Source organism: Streptomyces sp. TS71-3 (genome assembly GCF_018327685.1).
Taxonomy (GTDB): Bacteria; Actinomycetota; Actinomycetes; order Streptomycetales; family Streptomycetaceae; genus Streptomyces.
Genome location: NZ_BNEL01000001.1, coordinates 2,186,138 through 2,211,199, shown reverse-complemented (window position 1 = coordinate 2,211,199; position 25,062 = coordinate 2,186,138). Strand labels below are relative to the sequence as shown.

Genomic DNA, 25,062 nt, shown 5'->3' with positions numbered 1-25,062 from the left:
CAGGGGCGCGGGGAACCGCGCGAGCAACCACCCACCGACAGGCGGTCCGGACACGACCGAAACCACGCCCACCGGGTCGGTGACGACCCGACGGTGTCGTCGTGGCCCGGGCTCAGGCCGGTGTCGGGTCCGTCGGGGGAGGTGCTTCGGCTGACGTGGCCCCAGGGGCCACCCTCGCGTCGGCGGCCTCGCGGATCGCCCGCCAGGCGGCCTCGGCCGCCTGCTGCTCCGCTTCCTTCTTGCTGCGGCCGGTGCCGGTGCCGTACGAGACGCCTCCGACGCGGGCAGCAGCAGTGAAGGTCTTCTCGTGGTCCGGGCCGGTCTCCGTGACCAGGTACTCGGGCACGCCGAGCCCCTCGGTCGCGGTGAGCTCCTGGAGGCTGGTCTTCCAGTCCAGGCCCGCGCCCAGATTCGAGGACTTCTCGATCAACGGGTCGAACAGCCGGTGCACCAGCTCCCCCGCCGCGTCGAGCCCCTGGTCCAGGTAGACCGCGCCGATCACCGCTTCGAGGGTGTCGGCGAGGATCGACGCCTTGTCCCGGCCGCCCGTGCCCTCCTCGCCCCGGCCGAGCCGGATGAAGGAACCGAGTTCGAGCCCCCGGCCCACCTCCGCCAGAGCCCGCGAGTTCACCACCGCGGCCCGCAGCTTGGCCAGCTGGCCCTCGGGCAGGTCGGGGTGGATGCGGTACAGCGTGTCCGTGACGACCAGGCCGAGCACGGAGTCCCCGAGGAACTCCAGCCGCTCGTTGGTCGGCAGGCCGCCGTTCTCGTAGGCGTAGGAGCGGTGCGTCAGCGCACGCACCAGAAGGGCGGACTCCAGGTGGTACCCGAGCCGCCCTTCCAGAAGCGCGTGGGACGAGGCCGTCAGACCGTCCCCGCCGGAGCGGGGCCTGTTCTTCCTGGCGTCTGGCATCGTGCCCCTCACCAGCCGCTCAGACCTCTAGGACCTGACGCTTGTTGTAGGTGCCGCAAGCGGGGCACGCGATGTGCTGCAGCTTGGGCTCGTGGCAGCGCTCGCACGCCACCAGCGTGGGGACCGCAGCCTTCCACTGCGACCGGCGGTGGCGCGTGTTGCTGCGCGACATCTTCCGCTTCGGAACAGCCACGGCTACTTCTCCTGTGAGTCATCCCCGCCGGAGCGGGGCACGTCCTTCTCGCCGTCCTGGACGGTCTCGGCGAGTCCTTGCAGTGCCGCCCAACGGATGTCGACGGCGTCATCGTGGTGGTGGTCCGGGTCGTCCGCCAGGCGTGCCCCGCAGTCGGGACACAGGCCCGGGCAGTCCTCCCGGCACACCGGCTGCATCGGCAGTGCGAGCACCACCGCATCGCGCAGCACCGGTTCGAGGTCGATCAGACCGTCCTCGACGAAGAGCCTGTCCTCTTCCTCCTCGTCGTCGGCGGGCTCCTCCTGGCGTGCCATGGGGCGCCCGCGGTCGTCGAGGTCGGGATACGAGAACATCTCCTGGAAGTCCGCGTCGAGCGTGAGCTTGAGCGGCTCCAGACACCTTACGCACTCCCCCGCGGCCATGGCGTGGGCGGTGCCCGTCACGAGCGCGCCCTCCATGACCGACTCCAGCCGGAGGTCGAGCTCGACGTCGGCGCCCTGGGGCACCGCGACGACGCCACCGATGCCGAAGACCTCGTCGCCGCCGGGTGCCTCGATGGTGCGCGCGACGCGCTGCATGGCACCGGGACGCCGGCCCAGCTCGTGCGTGTCGAACACGAGGGGCTTGCGGTGGTCGAGGCGGGCGTTCAGGGCTCTTCCTGCTTTCCGGTCTTCGGTACTCCGCTGCCTGCGGCGGAAGCCGCACGTCAACGGGTGAGGGTGCCGGCCGCGCCATCCGTGATCAGGACAGCGAACCCGTTGAGTGAGAGGCTCAGCGAGCGGGCAGCCCGGACCGCGGGCGTACGCGCGACCGAATCGACAGGATACTGGACCACTTGCGCTCGGCCCAAACCGGCCGGAAGGGCGCCGACCCGGGACGGCCCACCGGTGCCGCCGTCGCCGAAGCCGCATGGGCCGGGCATGCGGTCACTGCTCGTAGCCGCGCGACTCCTGGTACTGGCGGAGCTGCTCCGTGCTGATCATGCTCGTGTCGAAGAGGCTGGTCTCGTCCAGGGCGGCGGCGTCGCCCTGGTTCGGGTCGTAGCCCGCGTGCGGCTGCTGGGCCGCCTGGTCGTAGCCCTGCTGCGGGTAGCCGTAGCCGCCTTGCTGGGCGTAGCCGTACGGGTCCTGCTGGGCGTACGCCTGCTGGTACGCGTAGGCGTCCTGCTGGTAGCCGGCCTGCTGGCCGTAGGCGTCCTGCTGCGCGTAGCCGTACGCATCCTGCTGGGCGTAGACCTGCTGGCCGGGGTCCTGGGCCTGGGCCTGGTAGGGGTCCGCGTGGGCGGCCACGGCCTGCTCGGCGAGCTGGGCGGCGGCCTCCTCGGCGAGCTGCGCCGCCACCGCCTGGTGCGGGATGCGGGGCTGTTCCGCGGGCTGCTCCGGGCTCTGGCCGGGAGCCGCGGCGGCCGCGGCGGAGGGGCCCGCGAGGCCGGCCAGGTAGTCCGCGTCGCTGGTGTGCCGGCCGTTGTCGGCGCTGTCGGCGTCGAGGCCGCCCAGCTCGTCGCTCGCCACCCGGCCGTGCAGCTTCTGGCGGCCGCGGCCGACGGCCTCCAGGGTCTTGGCGAGTACCGACTCGAAGGCGCCGAGTTTGACGTCCACGTAGCCGTCGGCCCGCTCGCGCAGGGTCTCGGGGTCGTGGCTGCGCTCGGGGGCCTCGGCGTAGTCGGGGTCCTCGTAGCCGTCCTCGTCCAGGCCCGAGCCGGTGCCGAGCAGCTTCTCGCGGCCGCGGCCCACGGAGCCGAGGGTCTTGGTGAGGACGACCTCGAAGTTGGCGAGCTTGGAGTCGACGTAGTCGTCGGCCTCCGCCTTGATCTCCTCCGCCTCCTGGCGCGCCTCGGCGAGGATGCGCTCGGCCTCCACCTGCGAGCGGCGGGCGATCTCGGTGTCCGAGAGGAGCGAGCCGCGCTCGGCGTGCGCCGTCTCGATGATCCGCTCCGCCTCCTGGCGGGCCTGCTCGACGAGCTGCTCGCGGCCGCCGATCAGCTCCTCGGCCTGCGCGAGGGAGCCGGGCAGGGCGGCCCTGACCTCCTCCAGCAGGGAGAGCAGCTCGGCACGGTTGACCACGCACGAGGCCGACATGGGCATGGACCGGGCGTTGCCGACCGCCGCGACGATGTCATCGAGCTTCTTCTGCACGTCCACCGTGTGCTCGCCATTCTCTGTACTGAGGAGGGGCCCTTCGCTCTTGAAGGGTGCATTGCGGTGCCCGTGAACCCTCGGGCCGTCCTCGCGTGCGGGTCCACGGCCACGGACTGCGAACAGACTACGAAACGACTGCACCGACTGTACGGCCAGTCGGCGGACGCCGGGCGGCGGATGAGGGGATACGGCGCGTTCCGGCACCCCCGGCGCGTCGTCGGTGACGCGTCGGGGTGTGGCGCAACGCACGCTGAGGCGACGGGAGATGGGGCGGCACGGGGGAGGGCCGCCCGGCCCGAGCGCCGGGCACGCCAGGGGTCGAGCGCACCGCCGTGCGCGCGGGGGTGGGCGTCACTTCTCCCGCAGCCGGCGCAACAGGGCCTCGGTGACCACGTCGGGCAGCAGGTGGGAGACGTCGCCACCCCAGGTGGCCACCTCCTTCACCAGCGACGAGGACAGGAAGCTGTACGTCGGGTTGGTGGGCACGAAGAGCGTCTCGACGCCCGAGAGGCCGTTGTTCATCTGGGCCATCTGGAGCTCGTAGTCGAAGTCGCTGACCGCGCGCAGGCCCTTGACGATGGCCGGGATGTCCCGCTGCTTGCAGAAGTCGACGAGCAGGCCGTGGAAGGCCTCCACCTGGACGTTGCCGAAGTCGGCGGTGACCTGGCGGATCAGGTCGATCCGCTCGTCGATGCCGAACAGTCCCTGCTTGGACTTGTTGATCATCACCGCGACGTACACCTCGTCGTACAGCTTGGAGGCGCGGCTGATGATGTCGAGATGGCCATTGGTGATGGGGTCGAACGACCCCGGACAGACGGCGCGGCGCAACTGAAGTCCCTCGCTCTCCGGTCCGGTCATGGTGCTTCGTGGCGCGTAGAGGCGGCGCGACCGTACCAGAACGTGCCCTCACCGTATCGCCGGGACCTGATGGCCTCGAAGCCGGCCGGCCACCCGAACTCCCCGCCTCTGGTGCTGCGCTCCACGGTGACGAGGGCTTCGCCCGCGAGCCACCCTCGGGCGGCGAGTGTGACCAGGATCTCGCCAAGATCGCTGTCCGGGAGCGCGTAGGGCGGGTCCAGGAAGACGAGGTCGTACGGCTGCTCGGGGGGCGCTCCCGCGACGGCCTGTTCGGCCTTCGCGGCGCGGACCTCGGCGCCCGGCAGGGCGAGGGTCCTGGCGTTCTCGCGCAGGGTGCGCACGGCCCTGGGGTCGGGCTCCACGAGCAGGGCGTGGGCGGCGCCCCGGGACAGCGCCTCCAGGCCGACGGCGCCGGAGCCCGCGTACAGGTCGGCCACACGGGCGCCGGAGAGGGTCCCGCGCAGCGACTCCCAGGTGGAGAAGAGTCCCTCGCGGGCCCGGTCCGAGGTGGGCCGGGTGCCCTGGCCCGGCGGCACGGCGAGACGGCGCCCGCCGGCGGTACCGGCGATCACGCGGGTCATGTCAGTCCTTGTCGGTCCGGTACGGAGCCCCTGGTGGCCCTTGTGAGGGTCGCCCGTGGGGGTGGCTGTACCTTCAGTGTCTCAGTTTCCCGTCCAGGGCCCCTGGCGTTTTTCCCGTCCAGGGCCCCTGGCGTTCCTGTCGTATGGCGTTCGGCCCCGCCGGCGAGAGACCGCGGCCCGGCCGCCGGGCTCCGCGGGGGAGCCGGCGGCCGGGGCCGCGGCCGGCGGGTGGGACGGCCCCTGGTGGCGGGGCCGCCCCTGGGGCCTCCCGTCCGGAGCGGGCCGGATCAGCCCTTGGCGAGGTGGACGGCGACGGTCTCGCTGTCCGTCACGCTCTGGCCCGGGTAGTCGGGGTCGGCCGCGAACGCCTGCGCGGAGACCTCCACGTCGCCCTTCTGGAAGGGCGTGGTGCCCGTCGGATCGGCCTGGGCGCTCCAGGCCACCGCGGCACCGGGAGTGCAGTCCGCGGTGGTGCTGTAGTTGCCGCGGATGAGCACGCCCTTCTTGACCTGCGTCACCGTGCCGCCGATGGTGAGCTCGACCGGCTTGTTGCAGCTGACCGTGCCGTGCACGGTGGCCTTGCCGTTCAGGGTGCTCGCCGTGCCGTCGGGGGCGATGTCGACGCCCAGGCCGAGCTGGGCGGGCGGGGCCGGGTTCGCGATGTGCACCTCGCCGCGCAGCGCCGCGGAGCCCCCCTCGCAGTGCTGCTCGTAGGTGGCGTCGAAGGCCTCGACGTACCCGTTGGGCCCGAAGTCGGCCTTGGAGACCGTGAAGGAGCCCGTGAGCGTGTTGCAGCCGCGGCCGTTGCCGTCGAGCGAGAGCCCGGGCTCCGCGGCGCCGTTGAACGGGTACCGGGTCGCGCCCTCGTACGTGCCCGGCTTCAGGGCCTGGCCCGACGGCGCCGCCAGGTCGAGGTACCACCAGTCGCCGTGCGCGCCGTTCACCGAGACGTTGACGTGCCCGAGGTCGGAGCTCGCCGAGACGTCGAGGCGGTCCTGGGCGTCCGTCGAGTACGCGTACGACTGGCCGCCGCTGATGTAGTCCCCCTCGTCGCCACTGAAGCTGAGCGAGGCCGAAGTGGCCTGCTGGGCCTGGGCCGTGGAGCCGCCGACGAGTCCTGTGGTGCCGGCGGCGAACGCCAGGGCGAGGGCCAGCGCCCCGGCCGCCCGCACGGATCTGTGCAGGACGAGTTTCATGAAGTACCCCCCAATGTGTGGTGTGCCACCCGGCGGGGCGACATTCCCCGCCGGATCGGGAGAAGTCTGCCGAACCCTCAGTGATTAGCACAACCGTTTGATCCAGGGGGATTTACCGGATCCGGATCCGGGTCCGGGGGACACGGGAGGCCGGGGACCACGCGAGGCCGGCCGCGCGCGGACCGGAGCTCGCGCCGTTGTCGCCCGGCCGGGTCCCGTCCGCCTTCCGGGGTTCTCAGCCCTTCTCCAGGTACTGCTCGCGCTCGGCGTCGAGCAGCGCCTCCAGGGCCGTGCGCAGGCCCGGCAGGGCGGTGAGTTCGGGGTCATCGGCGACGACGGCGGACGCCTCCTCGCGGGCCTCGGCGATGATCTCCTCGTCCTCGATGACGGCGAGCACCCGCAGCGAGGAGCGCACCCCGGACTGCGCCTGGCCGAGCACGTCGCCCTCGCGGCGCTGCTCCAGGTCGATGCGGGAGAGCTCGAAGCCGTCGAGAGTGGCGGCGACGGCGTTCAGCCGGGCGCGGGCGTCGCTCGCCTCCGGCATCTCGGTGACCAGCAGGCACAGGCCGGGCGCCGAGCCGCGGCCGACCCTCCCGCGGAGCTGGTGGAGCTGCGAGACGCCGAAGCGGTCGGCGTCCATGATGACCATCGCGGTGGCGTTCGGGACGTTCACGCCGACCTCGATGACGGTCGTGGCGACCAGGACGTCCGTCTCGCCCGCGGCGAAGCGGCGCATCACGGCGTCCTTCTCGTCGGGCGGCATCCTGCCGTGCAGGGACTCCACCGAGAGGCTTCGCAGGGGGCCCGCGGCGAGCTGCTCGGCGACGTCCAGGACGGCCAGCGGGGGGCGTTTGTCGGGGTCGGCGGAGCCGTCCGGCGGTTCGTCCGGAGCGGGGGCCGCGACCTTCCCGGACGCTCCGGCGCCCGCGCCGCGCACGCCCGCCCCGCCGCGCTCCTCCCCGCCGTCGTCGGCCTTGCCGCCCTTGGCGCCCTTACCGGCCTTGCCGCCCTTACCGGCCTTGCCGCCCTTACCGCCGGACGCGGCCTGGTCGGCCTGCGCCGCCTGGTCCTCGGAGTCGCCGATCCGGGGGCAGACGACGTATGCCTGGTGGCCGGCCTCGACCTCCTCGCGGACCCGCTCCCAGGCCCGCTGGAGGAAGTGCGGCTTGTCCTGGGCCGGCACGACATGGCTGGCGATGGGCGAGCGGCCGGCCGGGAGCTGGTCGAGGACCGAGGTCTCCAGGTCGCCGAAGACGGTCATGGCGACCGTGCGCGGAATGGGGGTGGCGGTCATGACGAGCAGGTGGGGCGGCTGCTTGCCCTTGCCGCGCAGGGCGTCGCGCTGCTCCACCCCGAACCGGTGCTGCTCGTCGACGACGACCAGGCCCAGGTCGTGGAACTGCACCTTGTCCTCGATGAGCGCATGGGTGCCGATGACGATGCCGGCCTCGCCGGTGGCCAGGTCCAGCAGGGCGTGCCGCCGGGCGGCCGCGCCCATGGAGCCGGTCAGCAGGACCACCTTGGTGCCGTGCTCCGCGCCGCCGAGCATGCCCCCTTCGGCGAGCTCGCCCATCATCTCCGTGATGGAACGGTGGTGCTGCTGGGCCAGCACCTCGGTGGGCGCGAGCATGGCGGCCTGTCCGCCGGCGTCCACCACGGCGAGCATGGCGCGCAGCGCGACCATCGTCTTTCCGGAGCCGACCTCGCCCTGCAGCAGCCGGTGCATGGGGTGCTCGGAGGCGAGGTCGTCGAAGATCTCCCGGGAGACGCGCTGCTGGCCCTCGGTGAGCGTGAACGGCAGGCGGGCGTCGAAGGCGGTCAGCAGGCCGTCCGGCAGGGGCCTGCGGGGCACGGCGGGCAACTGGCTGTCGGCGTGCCGCCTGCGTGCCAGGGCCACCTGGAGGACGAAGGCCTCGTCCCACTTCAGGCGGGCACGCGCGTCGGCGATGTCGGCCTTGCTGCCGGGGCGGTGGACCTTCAGCAGGGCCTCCGGCAGCGGGACCAGGCCCCGGCCTTCCTTGAGCGCGGGCGGCAGCGGGTCGACGGCTTCCTGTGCGGCGGGCAGCACCGCGTCGACCGCCTTGGCGATCTTCCAGGACTCCAGCTTCGCGGTGGCCGGATAGATCGGGATCAGGGCGCCCGCCCAGGAGTCGACGGCCTCGGACGCGTCGCCGTCCCCGCCGCGCAGGAGCTCGTACGCGGGGTGGGCGAGCTGGAGCTTGCGGTTGAAGACGGAGACCTTGCCGGCGAACATCGCGCGCGTGCCGGGCAGCAGGTCCTTGTGCGGCTTGTGCACGCCGCGGCCGAAGAAGACCAGCTGGAGCTGGCCGCTGCCGTCCGTGATCGTGACCTCCAGCCGCTGGCCGCCGCCCGACCGGAACGGCAGCAGGCGGGCGCTCGCGACCTGGGCGACGACCGTGACGTGCTCGTCCAGCGGCAGGTCGGCGAGTCGGGTCAGCTCGCCGCGCTCCGCGTAGCGGCGGGGGTAGTGGTGCAGCAGGTCGCCGACCGAGTGCAGGCCGAGGTGCTCGGCCATCACCTTGGCGGTGGCGGGGCCGACCACTTTCTTCAGGGGTTCTTCGAGCGCGGGCACGCTTCCATTGGACACCACGGCACTGACACGGCGGGGACTCCGCGGCGGGATGCCCGGTCGCACCGGGCTCCGGTGATCGGTCGCGCCGGGCTCCGGTGACCGGTCGCGCCGGGGGCCGCCCGGCGCGGGGCCTCGCCCGCCGGTACGAGGCCTCCCGCCCGGTACGGGACACTCCCCGCCCGGCACGGGGCCTTCCCCGCTCCAGGCCGGGCAAGGGGCAAGGCTCCGGCGAGCGCTTGGGGAATCGCTTCTGCACGGTGCAGTGCTGCGCGGAGCCCTCGGGGAGCCTTCATCGAGCCTTCGGGGAGCGCTCCGGAAGCGCTCCCCGCGGGGTCACTCCACGCCGATGAAGAGCAGCGGAGCCGGGTGGCCGCCCTGGTAGACGACGCTGTCCACGGCCAGGTGGGATTCCCGGACGTGCGCTTCGAGGCGTTCCGCGACGGCCTCGGGGAAGCCGTCCGAGAGGACGAGGGTGACCATCTCGCCGCCCGAGGACAGCATCCGGTCGAGGACCGCGGCGGCCGTCTCCTCCGGGTCGGGGCCGATCACGGCCACGTCCCCGTCGATCATGCCCAGTACGTCCCCGGCCTGGCAGACGCCCGCCGTCGTCCACGACTGGCGCTCGGCGACGGTCAGCTCGGCGAAGCGTGTGGAGCGCGCGGCCGAGGTCATGGCGACCACGTCCTCGTCGAAGCGCCGGTCCGGCGCGTGCACGGCGAGGGCTGCGATGCCCTGGACCGCGGCGCGGGTCGGGATGACGGCGACGCGTATGCCCGCCGTCCGCACCTGTCCGGCGGCGGCTGCCGCGGTGTGCCCGAGGGCGTCGTCGTTGGGCAGCAGGACCACCTCGTCGGCGTCCGCACGGCGGATCGCGGCCACCAGTTCGCCGCTGGCGGGCGGCTCTCCGGGGCGTGCGAGCACCGTGAAGGCGCCGGCCGAGGCGCACAGTTCGCCCAGGCCCTCGCCCGGCACCACCGCCACCACGGCCCGCTTGGCCCGCTCGCGCCGGGCAGGCAGGGGGTGCACGTGCTCCGCGCGCGCGGCTCCGGCTCCGGCTCCGAAGTGGGCGATGCGGATGCGGTGCGGCCGGCCGGCCTCCACGCCGGCCTCGACGGCGGCGCCGGCGTCGTCGACGTGGACGTGGACGTTCCACAGGCCGTCCCCGCCGACCACGACCAGGGAGTCCCCGAGGCCGTCGAGCCTGTTCCGCAGCCGGTCCACGGCCGCATCGCCGGCCTCCAGGAGGTACATCACCTCGTAGGCGGGGCCCGTGGCGCCGGGGGCGGACGCGGTTGTGCCGGCGGCGGCTCCGCGGGCCTCGCACACCGTGGCCGGGTTCACGGTGGGGGGCTGGGCGGCCTCCGGCGAGCGTGTCTCCGGCGGGTTCGCCGCCGCGGGGTCGGCGGCTACCGGGGCAAGGGGTACGGGCTCCGGGGGTGCGGGGTCCGCGGGCAGGGGGTCCGCGGGCTCGGGGGTCTTCTCCGAAGGGATGCGCACGGCGCCCTCGCGCGCGTACCGGGTGCCGTCGCCCTCGCGCGCGTGTCGTGTGCTCTCCGCGGGGCCCGCGCCCCCGGTCTGCCGTACCGGTGGCAAACCCCGGGGCTGGGTTCCCGGGGCCGGGTCCCTGCCCGTGCAGGCGTCGGCGAGGGCCGCGAGGACCACCACGAGTCCCTGGCCGCCCGCGTCGACGACTCCCGCGCGATCCAGCACCTTGAGCTGGCCCGGAGTGGCCTCCAACGCGACGCGCGCGCCCTCGTGGGCCGCGCGCGCTACGGCCACGCAACCGCCCTCGGCCCGCTCCGCCGCCTCCGCCGCGGCCGAGGCCACGGTCAGCACGGTGCCTTCCACGGGGCGGGTGACGGCGGTGTAGGCGGACTCCGCCGCTCGCCGCAGAGCACGCCGCAGGTGCCCCGCGCCGCCCGTGCCGCCGTCCCCGGGATCGTCGCCGTGCTCCCCGGAGAGCACCTGGGCCATGCCGCGCAGCAGCTGCGCCACGATCGTGCCGGAGTTGCCGCAGGCGCCGATGAGGGCGCCGTGCGCCATGGCGCGCACCGCGACGGCCAGCGTGGGCCGCCCGGGATCGAGCCCGGCGAAGGATGCCTCGACGGCACGCGCCGCGGACTCCAGCGTCAGATAGAGGTTGGTTCCGGTGTCGCCGTCCGCCACCGGGTACACGTTGATCGCGTCGATCTCCTCGCGGGAGCGGCCCAGCCCCTCCAGTGCGAGCGTGCACCAGGTGCGCACGGAATCGGCGTCGAGGACCCGCTCCTCGCCCCTGGAGGGCGGCACCGCGGGTCGGGACGGTCCTGCGGAGGCGGCGTCCGGCACGGAAGCCCCATCCGGCGCGGTCGTCGTGGCCGGCCCGTCCGCCTCGGACCTGGGCGGCTCGTCCGGCTCCACGGGGGGCGGCTGCTGCGGCGGCTGCGTCGGGATCGCCTCCTTGAGCTGGCGGGCTGTGGGGGGTACCTCGCAGCCCCCGTGCACTGCTGGAGCAGCGTAGACCCCGGCGGGGGCACCCGAGCGCTGGGACGGCACCCGGCTGCGGGCGTACGGCGCGCGGACTGTGGGCCTACGGCCCGCGGGCCGGGCCCGGCCGGGGCGGCACCGGTTCGGCAGGCGACCAGCGAGTACGGCGGGCGATGACTGCAGGTGATGGCTCCCCGCGCTGGCTGCCGGCGACTACCGCGGGGAAGGGGCCGGCCTGCACCGACGGGCCCGGTGAGCGGGGGCCCGGGGTGCCGAGCACCGGGGGACGGGAGGAGGGTCACCCGTGGTAATTTCGCTGTACGGAAGCAGCCGTTGTATGCTGCCCCGGTTGCCCGATACCCATCGGGTCTCTTCCCTGGCAAGGCCACTCGATCTCTGATCTCGGGCGTGCCGGGATCCAACCGTACGTGCATCTGAAGTCTTTGGAGTGACCCGTGGCTGCCAACTGCGACGTCTGCGGCAAGGGGCCGGGCTTCGGCAACAGCATCTCCCACTCGCACCGCCGTACGCCCCGTCGCTGGAACCCGAACATCCAGCGCGTGCGTGCCGTGGTCGGGGGTACGCCGAAGCGGCTCAATGTCTGCACCTCGTGCATCAAGGCCGGCAAGGTCTCGCGCTGACGCGTCTCCCCTGTGGCCTGTGCGTTTGACGGGCGGGGGGAGGGTCTTGGCGCGGCCACCTCACCGGTCGCTGCGGAGCCGGTCCACCTTTGGGTGGGCCGGCTTTTGTGCGGGGTGCCGCGTTCGCGGCGGTTGGCCGGTGGGGGTTCGGCGCCCAGTCGTGGGGTTCGGGCCCGCCTTGCCCCACCCGCCCGTCCGGTGGGGCTTGGACTGTCGCTCCGGATCACCTGTCCGGGGGTTTCGCGCAGTTCCCCGCGCCCCTTCTTCGGGGCTGCGCCCTCACCGATCCATCGCGGACCTGAGCCATCGTTCCGGGCCGTCCGCCGGTGGCGGGTTTTTCGCGCAGTTCCCCGCGCCCCTAATCAACAAGGCTGCGCCCCCACCAACCCACCACAGACCTGAGCCACCACTCCGGACCATCCCCCCGTGGCGGGTCGCTCGCGCAGTTCCCCGCGCCCCTTTCGGGGCTCGGGTGTTGCCGCGGGCCGTTGGGGGCCGTGGGGCTGCCAGAATCGGGGGGTGAGATTCGGCATCCTCGGGCCCCTGGAGGTGCGTTCCTCCGCTGGTGAGCCCCTCGACGCGGGGGGTCCCCGGCCGCGGGCGCTGCTCACCCTTCTGCTGCTCGGTGCCGGGAGCACCGTGACCGTGGAGCAGTTGGTCGACGGTCTCTACGGGGACCGGCCGCCGAGGGGGGGGCGGTGAACGCCCTCCAGTCCCAGGTCTCCCGGCTCCGGGGGCGCCTGCACCTGGCCGTCGAGGCCGTGCCCGGCGGCTACCGGCTGGCCGTCGAACCGCAGGCCGTGGATGCCCACCGGTTCGAGCACCTCGCGGTGCGGGGCCGTGAAGCCCTCACCCTGGGTGATCCCGCGCGGGCGGCCGGACTGTTGCGCGACGCCCTCGGTCTGTGGCGCGGGCCCGCCCTGGCGGACCTGCCGTCCGCGCACGCCCGTGCGGCCCGCTACGAGGAGTTGCGCCTGGCCGCCGTCGAGGACAGCGTCGAAGCCGGTCTCGCCCTCGGCGGCGGCCCCGGCCTGATAGCCGAGCTCCGCGAGCTGATCAGCGCCCAGCCGTTGCGCGAGGCGCTGTACGGGCAGCTCATGCGCGCCCTGCACCTGGCGGGCCGCACGGCGGAGGCGCTGGCCGTGTACGAGCACGCGCGACGCACCCTCGCCGACGAGCTCGGCGCCGACCCGTCCGCCGGGCTCGCCGCCCTCCACGTGGGACTGCTGAAAGGCGGAAGCCACCGCCCCACGGCCCCGGCCCAGCCCATGCGCCCTGCGCCCCGGACGGGCCGGACCCCGAACGACGGCGCACTCCACCCCCCCAGCACGACACCCTCCGCGCCCCCGCCGCCCCCGCGCACCCGCACGAGCCCCCGGGCCCGGCAACCCGGCCACCGCAGGCCCCGCCCGCCCAGCTCACCCGCTTCATCGGCCGCGAGCACGAGCTGACCCGCATCGGCGCCCTGCTCACCGAGGCCCGTCTCGTCACGCTCACGGGGCCGGGCGGCGCCGGAAAGACCCGGCTGGCCGTCGAGGCGGCCCGCGCCCACCAGGCATCGGGACACCTCCCGCAGGGGGCGCACTCCCTGCCGGCCGCGCACCCCCAGGCGCCTTCGCCTCCGGCCCCCGAGCACCAGGCCGGGCAACCCGCACGGGAGACCGGCGCGGCACCGGCACGGCATGCCCCCGGCACCCCTGCGCAGCGCTCCGGCGAGGCAGCCGCGCGGGAAGCCGTCTGCTACGTCGAGCTCGCCCCGTTGGCCGACGGGACGCGGATCGCTCACGTGATCCTCGGGGCGCTGGGTGTCCGGGAAGGCACCAGGGCGCATGGCACGGACGCCACGGAACGCTTGCTCGCGGCCTTCGAAGGGCGCCGCTTGCTGCTGGTGCTCGACAACTGCGAGCACCTGATCGAGGACGCGGCCCGGATCACGGCGCTGCTGCTGTCCGCGTGCCCCGGCGCGCGGGTGCTCGCGACCAGCCGGGAGGCGTTGGGCATCACGGGCGAGGTGCTGTGCTCGGTGCCGCCGCTCGCGACGCCGTACGCGGTCCGGCTGTTCCTCGACCGGGCCGCCGCCGTCCGCCCCGGTGGTCTGGACGGTGTGCACGCGCGCGTGGCACGCATCTGCGAGGCGCTGGACGGGCTGCCGCTCGCCATCGAGCTGGCCGCGGCCCGGCTGCGCACGCTCACCCTGGACGAACTCGCCGCCCGGCTCGGCGACCACCTGGACGCCCCTCTGGGCGCACGGCACGAATCGTCCGCAGAAGGACCCCGGCTTCCGGGCGCCCCGCGCGCCCCCGGCGACGACCGGTTCCGGCTGCTGTCCCGGGGCGACCGCACCAAGGCGCCCCGGCACCGCGCGCTGCGCGCTGTCGTCGAGTGGAGCTGGCAGCTCCTGGACGACGAGGAGCGGCGCCTGGCGCGGCGGCTGACGGTGTTCTCCGGCGGGGCCGCCCTGGACGCCGTGGAGGCGGTGTGCGGTGTGCCGTACCCGGAGGACGTGCTGGCCTCGCTCGCCGAGAAGTCCTTCCTGGAGGCGGCCGGCGGCCGGTACCGGATGCTCCAGACGATCCGGGCGTTCTGCGCCGAGCAGTTGGACGCGAGCGGTGAGCGCGACCGGCTGCGCGACGCGCACGCTGCCTACTTCCTGACCCTCGCCGAGGACGCGGAGCCCCGGCTGCGCGGCCACGCGCAGGTACCGTGGCTGGCCGCGCTCACCGCGGAGCAGGGCAACCTGGACACCGCCGTGCGCCACCTCCTGGCCGCCGACCCTCCCAGGGCGCTGCGTCTGATGGCGGCCCTCTCGTGGTTCTGGCGGCTGCGCGGCCTGCACGGCGGGCAGGTCCGGACGGCCCGGGACCTGCTGGCCGCGGTGGGCGGCGAGCCGCCGGAGGGCCTCGTGGAGGAGTACGCGGTCTGCCTGTTCAACTCCCTCGCGGGCGACGGCGCCGACCCCGCGGAGCCGGACCGCCTGGCTCGGGCGGACGAGCTGATGGGCACGCTGACGGGCACGCCCCACCGTCCGCTGCGGTTGCCGGTGACCCTGGTGCTCTGGTCACTGGCGAGCGGCCCGCGGGCGCCGCAGGACCTGGATGTGGGCGGTCTCATGGGGACCGATCCGTGGGGGCGGGCACTGCTCGGGATCGGCTGGGCGTTCCGGGAACTGTTCCGGGGCCGGATCGCCACGTCCGAGGCGGCGTTCGCCCAGAGCCTGGAGGGGTTCCGGGCGACCGGGGACCGCTGGGGCATGGCGAACTGCCTCGATCCGCTCGGCATGTTCGCCGACTGGCGCGGCGAGCGTGACCGTGCCCTGATGCTGCTGGACGAGGGACTGCGCCACGTGCGGGCGCTGGAGGCCCCGGAGGAGACGGCGGACCTGCTGCTGCGGCGGGCGGCGGTGCTGCTGCGCACGGGCGACCTGGGAACGGCCCGCCGGCACTTGCACGAGGCGGCCGCCCTCGCCCGCGGAGCCGGCGTGCCCGACAAGGAGGCGAGCGCCCGGCGCGGCCTCGGCGACGCGGATCGGCTCTCCGGTGATCCGGCACGCGCGCGCGTGCACTACGAACAGGCCCTGGAACTCTGTGCCGTCAACTGGTTCAGCGCCTGTGAGACCACCCGCATCCTGATCGCCCTGGGCCGTGCGGCCGCCGCGCTGGACCGCCCGCAGGAAGCGGAGGACTGGTTCGCGCAGGCCCGTACCGCCGTCCTCGGCACGGCCGGCACCCAGGAGTGCGCAGAGCTTGCGGAGGCCATGGCGCTGACCGCGGAGGGCGCGGAGCGCACGGCGACGCTGCTCGGCGCGGGCGCCGCGCTGCGCGCGGATCGTGGACGACCCCGATGTGGCGCCGCTCGCGGCCCGCGCCCGGCGGTCGCTGGGCGAGGCCGCCTACCGGGACGCCTACGCCCGGGGAGAACGGCTGCGCGCGGCCGCGGTGCACGGCGCCGGGCCGCCCGCGGACCTCCCCGGCGTCCCCTGACGGCCGGGCCCGGAGCCGTACCCCGGGCCGGTAGGAAGGGCCGGTAAGGGACGGCATGGGCCCCGTATGCGAGCGGTAGGCGACCGGTAAGGACCGCCCGCCAGGCTCGCGGTCATGACACACACGACGCACACCACGAACACGGCGGCCGACACGAACACCCCCGCCGCCGACACCCCGGCCGCCCCCGATACCGCGGCCGCCAGTTCCCGTCCCGATCGCCTCGCCTCCCTGGACGTGCTGATCTCAGGCGCCAGCATCGCGGGCCCGGCGCTCGCGCTCTGGCTGGCCCACCACGGTGCGCGGGTCACGGTCGTCGAGAAGGCGCCCGCGCTGCGCGACGGCGGCTCCGCCGTGGACTTCCGCGGGGCCGTGCACCGCACGGTCCTGCGCCGCATGGGCATCTGGGACGAGGTGCACCGGCGGCAGACCCGCATGGGCCGCCAGGTCATCGTCGACGCGGACGACCGGGAACGGGTCGCACTGCCCGCGCACATGCTCAGCGGCGACGTCGAGATCTTCCGCGGCCGGCTGACCCGGATCCTGCACGAACGCACCCGGGACCGCGTCACGTACGTCTTCGGCGACTCGATCGCCACGCTGGAGCAGGACGCGGACGGCGTGGACGTCACGTTCGAGCAGGCGCCGCCGCGCCGCTTCGACCTCGTGGTCGGCGCCGACGGGCTGCACTCGCGCACCCGGAGCCTGGCCTTCGGTCCCGAGGAGCGCTGCCTGCGCTTCCTCGGCCACTACGTCGCGGGGTTCGAGCTCCCCAACCACCTCGGCCTGGACCGCACGTCGCGGATGTACTGCGAACCGGGCCGGATGGTCGGCATCGCCAACCACGGCCAGCCGGACGCGGCGGCGGCCTCCTTCTTCTTCGCCTCCGGCCGGCTGGACCACGACCGGCACGACCTCGACGCGCAGAAGGAGATCATCGCGGAGCGGTACCGGGACATGGGCTGGCACGCCCCGCTCGTCCTCAAGGCACTCGCGGAGCTGGAGGAACCGGACGCGCTGTACTTCGACGCCATCGCGCAGATCCGCGTCGACCGGCTGTCGAAGGGACGGGTGGTGCTGCTCGGGGACGCCGGCTACGGGGCCACCATGGGCGGCATCGGCAGCGGCACGGCGCTGGTGTCCGCCTACGTGCTCGCCGGCGAGCTGGCGAAGGCGGCCGGCGACCACCGCACCGCCTTCGCCGCGTACGAGGCGGAGATCGGCGACCACGCCAGGAAGTGCCAGAGGATCTCCGGCAACGCGGGCCCGTTCCTGGCACCGGCGACCGAGCGGAGGATCCGCAGCCGCGACCGCACGTACCGGCTGCTTGGCTCCCGGGTGTTCGGCGCGTTCTTCCGCCGGCTCACGGAGCAGGCGGCGAGCGGCATCACGCTCCCGGACTACCCCCAGGACCTGTCGGCACGGCCGGATTCCCGGTCCTGAACCGCCAGCCGTGGTCGACGGGCCCGATACCGCCGCCCAGCGGGAACCCGGCGGCGATCGCCGCGGTGACGTACGCCTTCGCGGCGGTCGCCGCCTCCGGAACCGTCCGCCCCATGGCCAGTTCGACCGCGAGGGCGGACGCGAGGGTGCAGCCGGTGCCGTGGGTGTGCCGGTTGGAGTGGCGGGGGGCGCGCAGCCAGTGCTCCTCGCGCCCGTCGGTGAGCAGGTCCACGGCCTGCACGGCGTCCGCAGGGTCGTCCGAGGCGAGATGGCCGCCCTTGATGAGCACCCAGCGGGGGCCGAAGTCGAGGACGGCGGCGGCGCCACTGCGCATGTCCTCGTGGGAGCCGACGCGTATGCCGGTGAGTTGGGCGACCTCGTCGAGGTTGGGCGTGGCGACCGTCGCCGCGGGCAGCAGTTCGGCGCGCACGGCGTCCAGCGCGGAGTCGGCCAGCAGCGGGTCTCCGTGCTTGGAGACGCCGACGGGGTCGACGACGACGGGGGCGTCCGTCCCGGCGAGCAGTTCGGCGACGGCCTCCACCAGGGGCGCCGACGCGAGCATGCCGGTCTTGACGGCCTGGACGCCGATGTCGTCGACGACGCTGCGGTACTGCGCGCGTACCGCCTCCACCGGCAGCTCCCAGGCGCCCTGGACGCCGAGGGAGTTCTGCGCGGTGACCGCGGCGATCACGCTCATGCCGTGCGCGCCGAGCGCCAGCATCGTCTTCAGGTCGGCCTGGATGCCCGCGCCGCCCCCGGAGTCGGAGCCGGCGACGGTCAGCACGCGTGGTGGAGCCATGGCGTTCCCCAGTCGTCGGTGGTGGCCGATGATCGTCGGCAGTGGGCCGATGATCGTCGGTTCGGGTCGTCCGGTCGCCGGTGCCGTTCGTCGTTCCCGTCCGCACCCGTGCGGTCGGGCGCCTGCCCGGCCGAGGCGCACCGTATGCCCGCCCCGGTGGCGGGATCGCCGGTCGCGGCGCGATCCCGTGCCGCGACCGCCGCACGGGCCCGCCGGCCGCGGCGCCGTATCGCCGATTGCCGTACGGGTCAGCCGGCCGCCGCACAGGACCGTTCACCGAACGCCGGCGCGGCGCACCCGGCGGCCTCAGCCCTCGATGTCCGCGAAGTGGTCCCAGCCGCTGCGGCTCGTCCACGGCGCTCCGTCGACCGTCACCTGCGGCAGCGCCGAGGGGGCGCGCACCTCGCCGATCACCCGCCAGCGCGCCGGCAGCTTCACGTCGGACGGGAAGGTCGCCACGATCGCGTGGTCCTCTCCCCCGGTGAGCACCCACTGCAGCGGGTCCACGCCGACGGCCTGGCCGATGTCGTTCATCTGGGACGGTACGTCCATGTCGCCGGAGCGGATGTCGATCCTGACCTTGCTGGCCTCGGCGATGTGCCCGAGGTCGGCGATCAGGCCGTCGCTTACGTCGGTCATCGCGGTGGCGCCGAGCCCGGCGGCCGCGGGGCCCGCGTGGTAGGGCGGCTCCGGCCTGCGGTGCGCCTCCACGAAGGCGCGCGGCGAGCGGAATCCGCGGGAGAGGACGGCGTACCCGGCTGCGGACCAGCCGAGCCAGCCGGTCACCGCGACCAGGTCGCCGGGCTGGGCGCCGGCCCGGGTGACGGGCTCGTGGCCCCGCAGGTCGCCGAGTGCGGTGATGGCGACGGTGATGGAGTCACCGCGCACCACGTCACCGCCGACCACGGCGGCGCCCGCCACCTGGCACTCGTCGCGCAGGCCGTCCATCAGCTCGCTGGCCCAGGTCACGGGCAGTTCCGCGGGGACGACGAGGCCGAGCAGCAGCGCGGTCGGCACGGCCCCCATCGCGGCGATGTCCGCGAGGTTCTGCGCCGCGGCCTTCCGCCCGACGTCGTAGGCCGTGGACCAGTCGCGGCGGAAGTGCCGGCCCTCCACGAGGACGTCGGTGCTCGCCACGACCCTGCGGTCGGGCGCGGCCACCACGGCCGCGTCGTCGCCCGGCCCCAGCCGGACCGCCGGGGTGGTGGTGAGCCGGGAGGTGAGTTCCCTGATGAGGCCGAACTCCCCCAGCTCGCCCACGCTTCCCTTCATTGTGGTCCTGTCCCTTCCGCGCCGGTCTCTCTGCGATTGTGCCTGCGGCCCACCGGGGCCTCGCCGGCGGGTGGCCGGAAACGGGTGTCCGCGGCCGGCCGGGTCGCCGCCCGTTCCCCTGCTGGGGTGGGTCATGCCGACCGCCGCGGGGCGGCCCGGTGTGCGCCACGGCGCACCCGGGTCTCCCCGTGGTGAGCGGCGACGCGATACCGTGGCGTCCCTTTCTCCCCCATGATCCTCGTCGCCGCCCAGGAGGTTCCGTGGTACAGGCGTACATCCTGATCCAGACGGAGGTCGGTAAGGCCTCGGCCGTCACCGAGATAGTCGGCAAGGTCCCCGGCGTGCTCCAAGCCGAGGACGTGACCGGTCCCTATGACGTGATCGCCCGAGCGCAGGCCGAGACCGTCGATGAGCTGGGCCGTATCGTGGTCGCCCAGATCCAGCGAGTGGACGGGATCACCCGCACGCTGACCTGCCCGGTCGTCCATCTCTAGCCCCCGTCTACTCTTGGCCGGTGCGCTTCTTCCGTCACCGGCGCGACCGCACCGTCCGGCCGCCCGTCCCCGCCCTGCTGCTCGCCGCGCTCGCCGCCGCAGGGTGCACCTCAACGGACGAGGCGGCGACGGTGGCGGTTCCCTCCCCGGCGGCCGAAGCCGCCTCCTACTGCCACAAGCTGCACGGGCAACTGCCGCCGCACCTCGACGGCCTCGGCCGGCGGGATCCGCGGCCGCGGTCGGCGCTGACCGCGGGGTGGGGTGATCCGGCGATCATACTGCGCTGCGGCGTGCCCAGGCCCCCGGCGATGGACGCCATGCCGTCCCCTGGTTCCTCACCGGACGGCACGGACATGAACGGCGTCGACGTGAACGGCGTCGGCTGGCTCGTGGAGCCGCGGCAGGACGGCTCGTACCGCTTCACCACCACCCTGCGCCGCGCGTACGTCGAGGTGACCCTGCCGAAGCCGCGGACGAAGGACGGCCTCGCACCGCTCACCGACCTCGCGGCGGCGGTGAAGAAGACGGTCCCCGAGGGCATCGCCGACTGACCCGCACCGGCCAGCGCGCGCCCCCGGGGCACCGGTAACCGTCAGCGCAGTCCCGTGGACCTGCTGAGCGCCGCCTGGACCAGGCGGTCCACCAGCTCGGGGTAGCTGACGCCGCTCTCCTGCCACATCCGCGGATACATGGAGATCGGCGTGAAGCCGGGCATGGTGTTGATCTCGTTGATCACGAACTCGCCGTCCTCGGTGAGGAAGAAGTCCGCGCGGACCAGGCCCTCGCAGGAGGCGGCCTCGAAGGCGGCGACGGCGAGGCGCTGCACCTCGGCGGTCTGCTCCGGGGTCAGCGGGGCGGGCACGAGGCCGGACGCCGAGTCGATGTACTTCGCCTCGAAGTCGTAGAAGTCGTGGGACTGCACCGGCGGGATCTCGGCCGGCACGCTGGCGCGCGGCCCGTCCTCGAACTCCAGCACGCCGCACTCGATCTCGCGGCCCCGCAGCAGCGCCTCCACGAGGACCTTCGGGTCGTGCCGCCGTGCCTCGGCGAGCGCCTCGTCGAGGCCGTCGAAGGACTCGACCCTCGTGATGCCGATCGACGAGCCCGCCCTGGCCGGCTTCACGAACAGCGGCCAGCCGTGCTCGCCCGCGAAGTCGGCGATCCGCTTGCGCGCCGCGCTCTCGTCGCGCTCCCACTCCCGCGGGCGGATCACCACGTACGGGCCGATGGGCAGCCCGAAGGTGGTGAACACCCGCTTCATGTACTCCTTGTCCTGGCCCACGGCGGAGGCCAGCACGCCCGAGCCCACGTACGGCGTCCCGGAGAGCTCCAGCAACCCCTGGAGGGTGCCGTCCTCCCCGTAAGGGCCGTGCAGCACGGGGAAGACGACGTCGACGTCGCCCAGCGCCTTGGGCACGGCGCCGGGTTCGGTGTAGACGACCTCGCGGTTGCCCGGATCCACCGGGAGCACCACGCCGCCCTCGGTGGTCTCGGCGAGTTCCGCGACGGTGGGCACCCGGCGGTCGGTGATGGCCATCCGCTCGGGTTCGTCGGCGGTCAGCGCCCAGCGGCCGTCGGAGGTGATGCCGATGGGCAGGACGTCGTACTTCGTACGGTCGATGGCCCGCAGCACGGCACCCGCGGTGACGACCGAGATGCCGTGCTCGGAACTGCGCCCGCCGAACACGACGGCAACGCGCGGCTTGCGGATCTCGTGGCTCTGGGGAGAGGTCTCGCTGCTCATATCGCGATGAGGGTACCCGCTGGCCCCTCCGCCGTCAGCGCACCACGGGTGCAGGCCACGAAAACCCCGGCGCCGCCGACACGTTTTGGTGCGGGCTGTCACGGCGTCGCGGGGTTTCGCCCCTGCGGGCTCGTCCTCATAGCGCCGGGCAGGCTGGAAAGCGGCGGGGCGCGCTTGTTGCCCGCGTGTGTCACGGCGTGTGCGGGTGGCTACTGTCCGCCGCACAGACCAGCCCGTCCGGCGCTATGAGGACGAGCCCGCAGGCCGACGACCACAGCAACCACGAACCCGCCGCACCAGAAAACACACCGCACCACCAAGCCCGTCCGGCGCGTGAGGACGCACGAGCCCGCAGGGCGAAAAAAGGGGTCCCTGGGGGGCTCGTGCCCCGGGAAGAACCTCAGTGCCGCTCCGGCTTCGCGCTCCGCGACATCAGTTCCTTGAGCGCCACCACCGGCGGCTTCCCCTCGTGGACGATGGCGACGACCGCCTCGGTGATCGGCATGTCGACGCCGTACCGGCGGGACAGATCCAGCACCGACTCGCAGGACTTGACGCCCTCCGCGGTCTGCTTGGTGACCGCGATGGTCTCCTGGAGGGTCATCCCCTTGCCCAGGTTGGTGCCGAAGGTGTGGTTGCGGGAGAGCGGCGAGGAGCAGGTGGCGACCAGGTCGCCGAGCCCCGCGAGCCCGGAGAACGTCATCGGGTCCGCGCCCATGGCGAGCCCGAGCCGGGTGGTCTCGGCGAGGCCCCGGGTGATCAGCGAGCCCTTGGCGTTGTCGCCGAGCCCCATGCCGTCCGCGATGCCGACGGCGAGACCGATCACGTTCTTCACCGCGCCGCCCAGCTCGCAGCCGACGACGTCGGTGTTGGTGTAGGGGCGGAAGTACGGCGTGTGGCAGGCGGCCTGGATGCGCAGGGCGACCGCCTCGTCACGGCAGGCGACGACCGCGGTGGCCGGCATCCGGGCGGCGATCTCGCGTGACAGGTTGGGCCCCGTGACGACGGCGACGCGGTCCTCGCCGACCTTCGCCACGTCCTCGATGACCTCGCTCATCCGCATCGCGGAGCCCAGCTCCACGCCCTTCATCAGGGAGACGAGCACCGTGTCGGGGGCGAGCAGCGGCGTCCAGGCGGCGAGGTTGCCGCGCAGCGTCTGCGCGGGGACGCAGAGGAACGCGAGGTCGGCGCCGGCCAGCGCCTCGGCGGGGTCCGTGGTGGCTCGCGCGTTCGCGGGGAGTTCGGCGCCCGGAAGGTAGTCCGGGTTGGCGTGGGTGGAGTTGACGGCGTCCACGACCTCGGCGCGGCGGGCCCAGAGGGTGACCTCGCAGCCTGCGTCGGCGAGCACGATGGCGAAGGCCGTGCCCCACGAACCGGTGCCGAAGACGGCCGCCCTGACCGGCCTCGCGGGACGGGACGGCCCGCCGGACGCGGCGGGCGCGTGGGGCGGTGCGGGGTCGTTCACTTACCGGCCTCCGGTCGGCCGCTCCCGTTGCTGCGGGCCGCGGCGGACTTGCGGCGCTGCTCGATGCGCACCTCCCGAGGATCATAGGGCTTCGCGGGCGCCTTCGCGTCGCGCAGCACCTCCAGCTGGGCGGTGACGGCGGCCATGATGACCTCGGTGACCTCCTTGCAGAGCTCGGGGGTCAGGTCCTTCTCGTAGTACGCCGACAGGTCCACCGGCGGCCCGGCGAACACGCGGTGGGTCTTGCGGGGCCAGAGGTTCGGCTTCTTCGCGTACGGCGGCAGCAGCAGGTTGGCGCCCCACTGGGCGACCGGGATGACCGGGCACCTGGTCTCCAGGGCCACCCGGGCGGCCCCGGTCTTGCCGGTCATCGGCCACTGGTCCGGGTCGCGGGTGATGGTGCCCTCGGGGTAGAAGGCCACGCACTCGCCGGCGTGCACGGCGTCGATCGCTCCCCGGTACGCGCTGAGCGCGTCGGCGCTCTCGCGGTAGACGGGAATCTGACCGGTACCGCGCATCATCGCGCCCAGGAATCCCTTCCTGAAAAGGCCGTCCTTGGCGAGGAAACGCGGAACGCGACCGGTGTTGTACTGAAAGTGAGCGTAGGCCACCGGGTCCACATGCGAATTGTGGTTCACCACGGTGATGAATCCGCCGTCGGCCGGAATGTTCTCCATTCCGCGCCAGTCACGCTTGAGCAGCACGATCAGCAGCGGTTTGCAGATGACTGCCGCAAGGCGGTACCAGAAGCCGATTCTGCGGCGGGACACGCGTGCACCTTCCGTCAGGGGTCTGAGGTCGCACAAGTGTCGCCCCAGGCCGCCGGTCTGTCGAGGACACGGTACGCCCGGGTGTTCTGCCACACCCGGCACCCCGGCCCGGTTCGCGGGCCGCCCGGACGCGGGGCGGCCCTGGCGGCGGGTGACAATGGGCGCGATGTGAAGGGACGGAACTCGGTGCACTGGACCCTGGTCATTCCCCTGAAACCGCTGGTGCAGGCCAAGAGCAGGCTCTCCGACACCGCGGATGACGGCGTCCGGCCCGGCCTCGCCCTGGCCTTCGCCCAGGACACGGTGGCGGCCGTGGTCGGCTGCCCGCGTGTCGGCGATGTGGTGGTCGTCACTGACGACGCCCGGGCGGGCCGCGAGCTGGCCGCGCTGGGTGCCCGGATCGTGCCGGACCAGCCGGGTGCGGGCCTGAACGCCGCCCTGGCGCACGGCGCGGCCGCGGTGCGGGCGCGCCACCCCGACGCCGCGGTGGCGGCCCTCAACGCCGACCTGCCCGCGCTGCGCTCCGCCGAACTGGCTCAGGTGCTCGCGGCGGCCGGCGAGTTCCCCCGGGCGTTCCTCCCCGACGCCGCCGGGGTCGGCACCACGCTGCTCTCCGCCGCGCCGGACGCCCCGCTGCTCCCCGCGTTCGGAACCGCCTCCCGGGCCCGGCACGCCGCTTCCGGCGCGGTGGAACTCGCGCTGACCGGGGTCGACTCGGTCCGCCAGGACGTGGACACCGGCGAGGACCTGCGCGCCGCCCTGGCCCTCGGGGTGGGGCCGCGTACCGCCGCCGCGGCCGGCCGGCTGCTCATCGCGGGCTGCGCGGGGGACGTATCACCAAGTGGGACATGAGTATCGAGGGATGGGCGAGCCGCGTCTTCCGGCCACTCGGCTGACGGTTCTGGCGCGCGCCCGCACGCGCCGGGTCGGCCGCGGGTGTGGGCGGCGGGCATCTCACCTACGCTGCAGCCATGCAGGCGACCGCGTACACGTACGACCCCGAGACCCGCAGCGGCAGCGTGCTGCTCGACGACGGGACCCCGGTTCCGTTCGGGACGGCCGCGTTCGACGCGGGGGGTCTGCGGCTGCTGCGGCCCGGGCAGCGGGTGCGGATCGAGGTCGTCGGAGATGACGACGTCGGTACGGCCGGTTCCGGTGCCGATGCCGGTAGGCGGATCACGCTGATCACGCTGGCCACCCTCTGAGCCCGCACCCCTAGGTCTGGGGCAACCCCGGCCCGCTCAGGGGCGCGGGGGAACCGCGCGAGCAACCACGACCGGCCGGTGGCCCGGACACGACAGAGACCGCCCCTCTCGGGCCGGTGGCGACCGGAAGGTCGCATCGTGGCTGGGCGCGCAGTTCCCGCGCCCGGAGTGGGCCGGGGCTCAGCCCCCAAACAGACCGGGGCAACCCCGTACCGCCGGCACACGCGGAAGCGGAACAGCTGCGGAAAAACACCGCGGGCCGGGCTCCCCGAGGGAGTCCGGCCCGGCGCGAGTGCCCCTGGTGCCCG

General features: G+C 74.0%; 20 protein-coding genes and 1 pseudogene. 7 read left to right on the top strand and 14 right to left on the bottom strand.

Going from position 1 to position 25,062, the window contains the following annotated elements; all coding sequences use genetic code 11:
- Positions 1-112: 112 nt before the first annotated feature.
- From rnc to Sm713_RS09030, 9 genes are all read right to left on the bottom strand, one after another.
- Positions 113-913: a ribonuclease III gene (gene rnc, locus Sm713_RS09070; protein WP_212909131.1), complete on the bottom strand. Its 801-nt coding sequence runs from the start codon at positions 911-913 to the stop codon at positions 113-115.
- 19 nt (positions 914-932) lie between these two features.
- Complete coding sequence (rpmF, locus tag Sm713_RS09065; RefSeq protein WP_006139588.1) at positions 933-1,106, bottom strand: 50S ribosomal protein L32; 174 nt, start codon at positions 1,104-1,106, stop codon at positions 933-935.
- A 2-nt stretch (positions 1,107-1,108) separates the two neighbouring features.
- Positions 1,109-1,756: a DUF177 domain-containing protein gene (locus Sm713_RS09060; protein WP_212911883.1), complete on the bottom strand. Its 648-nt coding sequence runs from the start codon at positions 1,754-1,756 to the stop codon at positions 1,109-1,111.
- A gap of 276 nt (positions 1,757-2,032) precedes the next feature.
- Positions 2,033-3,247, bottom strand: a complete 1,215-nt coding sequence (locus Sm713_RS09055; protein WP_212909130.1) for an ATP synthase F0 subunit B — start codon at positions 3,245-3,247, stop codon at positions 2,033-2,035.
- Between the two features lie 348 nt (positions 3,248-3,595).
- Positions 3,596-4,075 carry a pantetheine-phosphate adenylyltransferase gene (coaD, locus tag Sm713_RS09050; RefSeq protein WP_212911882.1) on the bottom strand — a complete coding sequence of 160 codons (480 nt, stop codon included), beginning with the start codon at positions 4,073-4,075 and terminating at the stop codon, positions 3,596-3,598.
- Positions 4,076-4,101: 26 nt separating this feature from the next.
- Entirely contained in the window at positions 4,102-4,686 is a 585-nt protein-coding gene (gene rsmD / locus Sm713_RS09045; RefSeq protein WP_212909129.1) for a 16S rRNA (guanine(966)-N(2))-methyltransferase RsmD, read from the bottom strand.
- Between the two features lie 287 nt (positions 4,687-4,973).
- Positions 4,974-5,882: a hypothetical protein gene (locus tag Sm713_RS09040; RefSeq protein ID WP_212909128.1), complete on the bottom strand. Its 909-nt coding sequence runs from the start codon at positions 5,880-5,882 to the stop codon at positions 4,974-4,976.
- A 235-nt stretch (positions 5,883-6,117) separates the two neighbouring features.
- Positions 6,118-8,418, bottom strand: a complete 2,301-nt coding sequence (locus Sm713_RS09035) for an ATP-dependent DNA helicase RecG (protein WP_249416542.1) — start codon at positions 8,416-8,418, stop codon at positions 6,118-6,120.
- Between the two features lie 390 nt (positions 8,419-8,808).
- Positions 8,809-10,764, bottom strand: a complete 1,956-nt coding sequence (locus Sm713_RS09030; RefSeq protein ID WP_212909126.1) for a DAK2 domain-containing protein — start codon at positions 10,762-10,764, stop codon at positions 8,809-8,811.
- A gap of 632 nt (positions 10,765-11,396) precedes the next feature.
- On the opposite strand from Sm713_RS09030, the gene rpmB reads away from it, so the two are divergent.
- The 3 genes and pseudogenes from rpmB (at position 11,397) to Sm713_RS09010 (ending at position 17,005) form a co-directional block, all read left to right on the top strand.
- Positions 11,397-11,582: a 50S ribosomal protein L28 gene (rpmB, locus tag Sm713_RS09025; RefSeq protein ID WP_189937345.1), complete on the top strand. Its 186-nt coding sequence runs from the start codon at positions 11,397-11,399 to the stop codon at positions 11,580-11,582.
- A gap of 519 nt (positions 11,583-12,101) precedes the next feature.
- Positions 12,102-15,609, top strand: a pseudogene (locus Sm713_RS09015) (BTAD domain-containing putative transcriptional regulator).
- A 67-nt stretch (positions 15,610-15,676) separates the two neighbouring features.
- Positions 15,677-17,005 (top strand): FAD-dependent monooxygenase, encoded by a 1,329-nt coding sequence (locus Sm713_RS09010; protein WP_212909125.1) that lies wholly within the window; start codon positions 15,677-15,679, stop codon positions 17,003-17,005.
- Here the strand turns inward: Sm713_RS09010 and thiD are convergent.
- Together thiD and Sm713_RS09000 are read right to left on the bottom strand one after the other, a co-directional pair.
- Positions 16,950-17,804 (bottom strand): bifunctional hydroxymethylpyrimidine kinase/phosphomethylpyrimidine kinase, encoded by an 855-nt coding sequence (thiD, locus tag Sm713_RS09005; protein WP_212909124.1) that lies wholly within the window; start codon positions 17,802-17,804, stop codon positions 16,950-16,952. The genes Sm713_RS09010 and thiD overlap by 56 nt on opposite strands.
- Positions 17,805-18,110: 306 nt before the next feature.
- Positions 18,111-19,076, bottom strand: coding sequence for a thiamine-phosphate kinase (locus tag Sm713_RS09000; RefSeq protein ID WP_212909123.1), 966 nt, complete (start codon positions 19,074-19,076; stop codon positions 18,111-18,113).
- Between the two features lie 260 nt (positions 19,077-19,336).
- Between Sm713_RS09000 and Sm713_RS08995 the strand changes: the two genes are divergently transcribed.
- Positions 19,337-19,570, top strand: coding sequence for an Lrp/AsnC family transcriptional regulator (locus tag Sm713_RS08995; RefSeq protein ID WP_212909122.1), 234 nt, complete (start codon positions 19,337-19,339; stop codon positions 19,568-19,570).
- A 20-nt stretch (positions 19,571-19,590) separates the two neighbouring features.
- Positions 19,591-20,121: a DUF3515 domain-containing protein gene (locus tag Sm713_RS08990; RefSeq protein WP_212909121.1), complete on the top strand. Its 531-nt coding sequence runs from the start codon at positions 19,591-19,593 to the stop codon at positions 20,119-20,121.
- A 41-nt stretch (positions 20,122-20,162) separates the two neighbouring features.
- Here the strand turns inward: Sm713_RS08990 and Sm713_RS08985 are convergent, their stop codons facing one another.
- The 3 genes from Sm713_RS08985 to Sm713_RS08975 all read right to left on the bottom strand — a co-directional run bounded on the left by Sm713_RS08985 (position 20,163) and on the right by Sm713_RS08975 (position 23,549).
- A complete protein-coding gene (locus Sm713_RS08985; RefSeq protein WP_212909120.1) occupies positions 20,163-21,314 on the bottom strand; it encodes a D-alanine--D-alanine ligase family protein in 1,152 nt (383 codons plus the stop codon).
- 400 nt (positions 21,315-21,714) lie between these two features.
- Complete coding sequence (locus tag Sm713_RS08980; protein ID WP_212909119.1) at positions 21,715-22,779, bottom strand: NAD(P)H-dependent glycerol-3-phosphate dehydrogenase; 1,065 nt, start codon at positions 22,777-22,779, stop codon at positions 21,715-21,717.
- Entirely contained in the window at positions 22,776-23,549 is a 774-nt protein-coding gene (locus tag Sm713_RS08975) for a 1-acyl-sn-glycerol-3-phosphate acyltransferase (protein WP_212909118.1), read from the bottom strand. Before Sm713_RS08975 ends, Sm713_RS08980 begins: the two co-directional genes overlap by 4 nt.
- A gap of 186 nt (positions 23,550-23,735) precedes the next feature.
- Here Sm713_RS08975 and cofC point away from each other — a divergent pair, with 186 nt between their 5' ends.
- Complete coding sequence (gene cofC, locus Sm713_RS08970) at positions 23,736-24,401, top strand: 2-phospho-L-lactate guanylyltransferase (RefSeq protein ID WP_212909117.1); 666 nt, start codon at positions 23,736-23,738, stop codon at positions 24,399-24,401.
- 119 nt (positions 24,402-24,520) lie between these two features.
- Complete coding sequence (locus Sm713_RS08965) at positions 24,521-24,754, top strand: hypothetical protein (protein ID WP_212909116.1); 234 nt, start codon at positions 24,521-24,523, stop codon at positions 24,752-24,754.
- Positions 24,755-25,062: the final 308 nt, after the last annotated feature.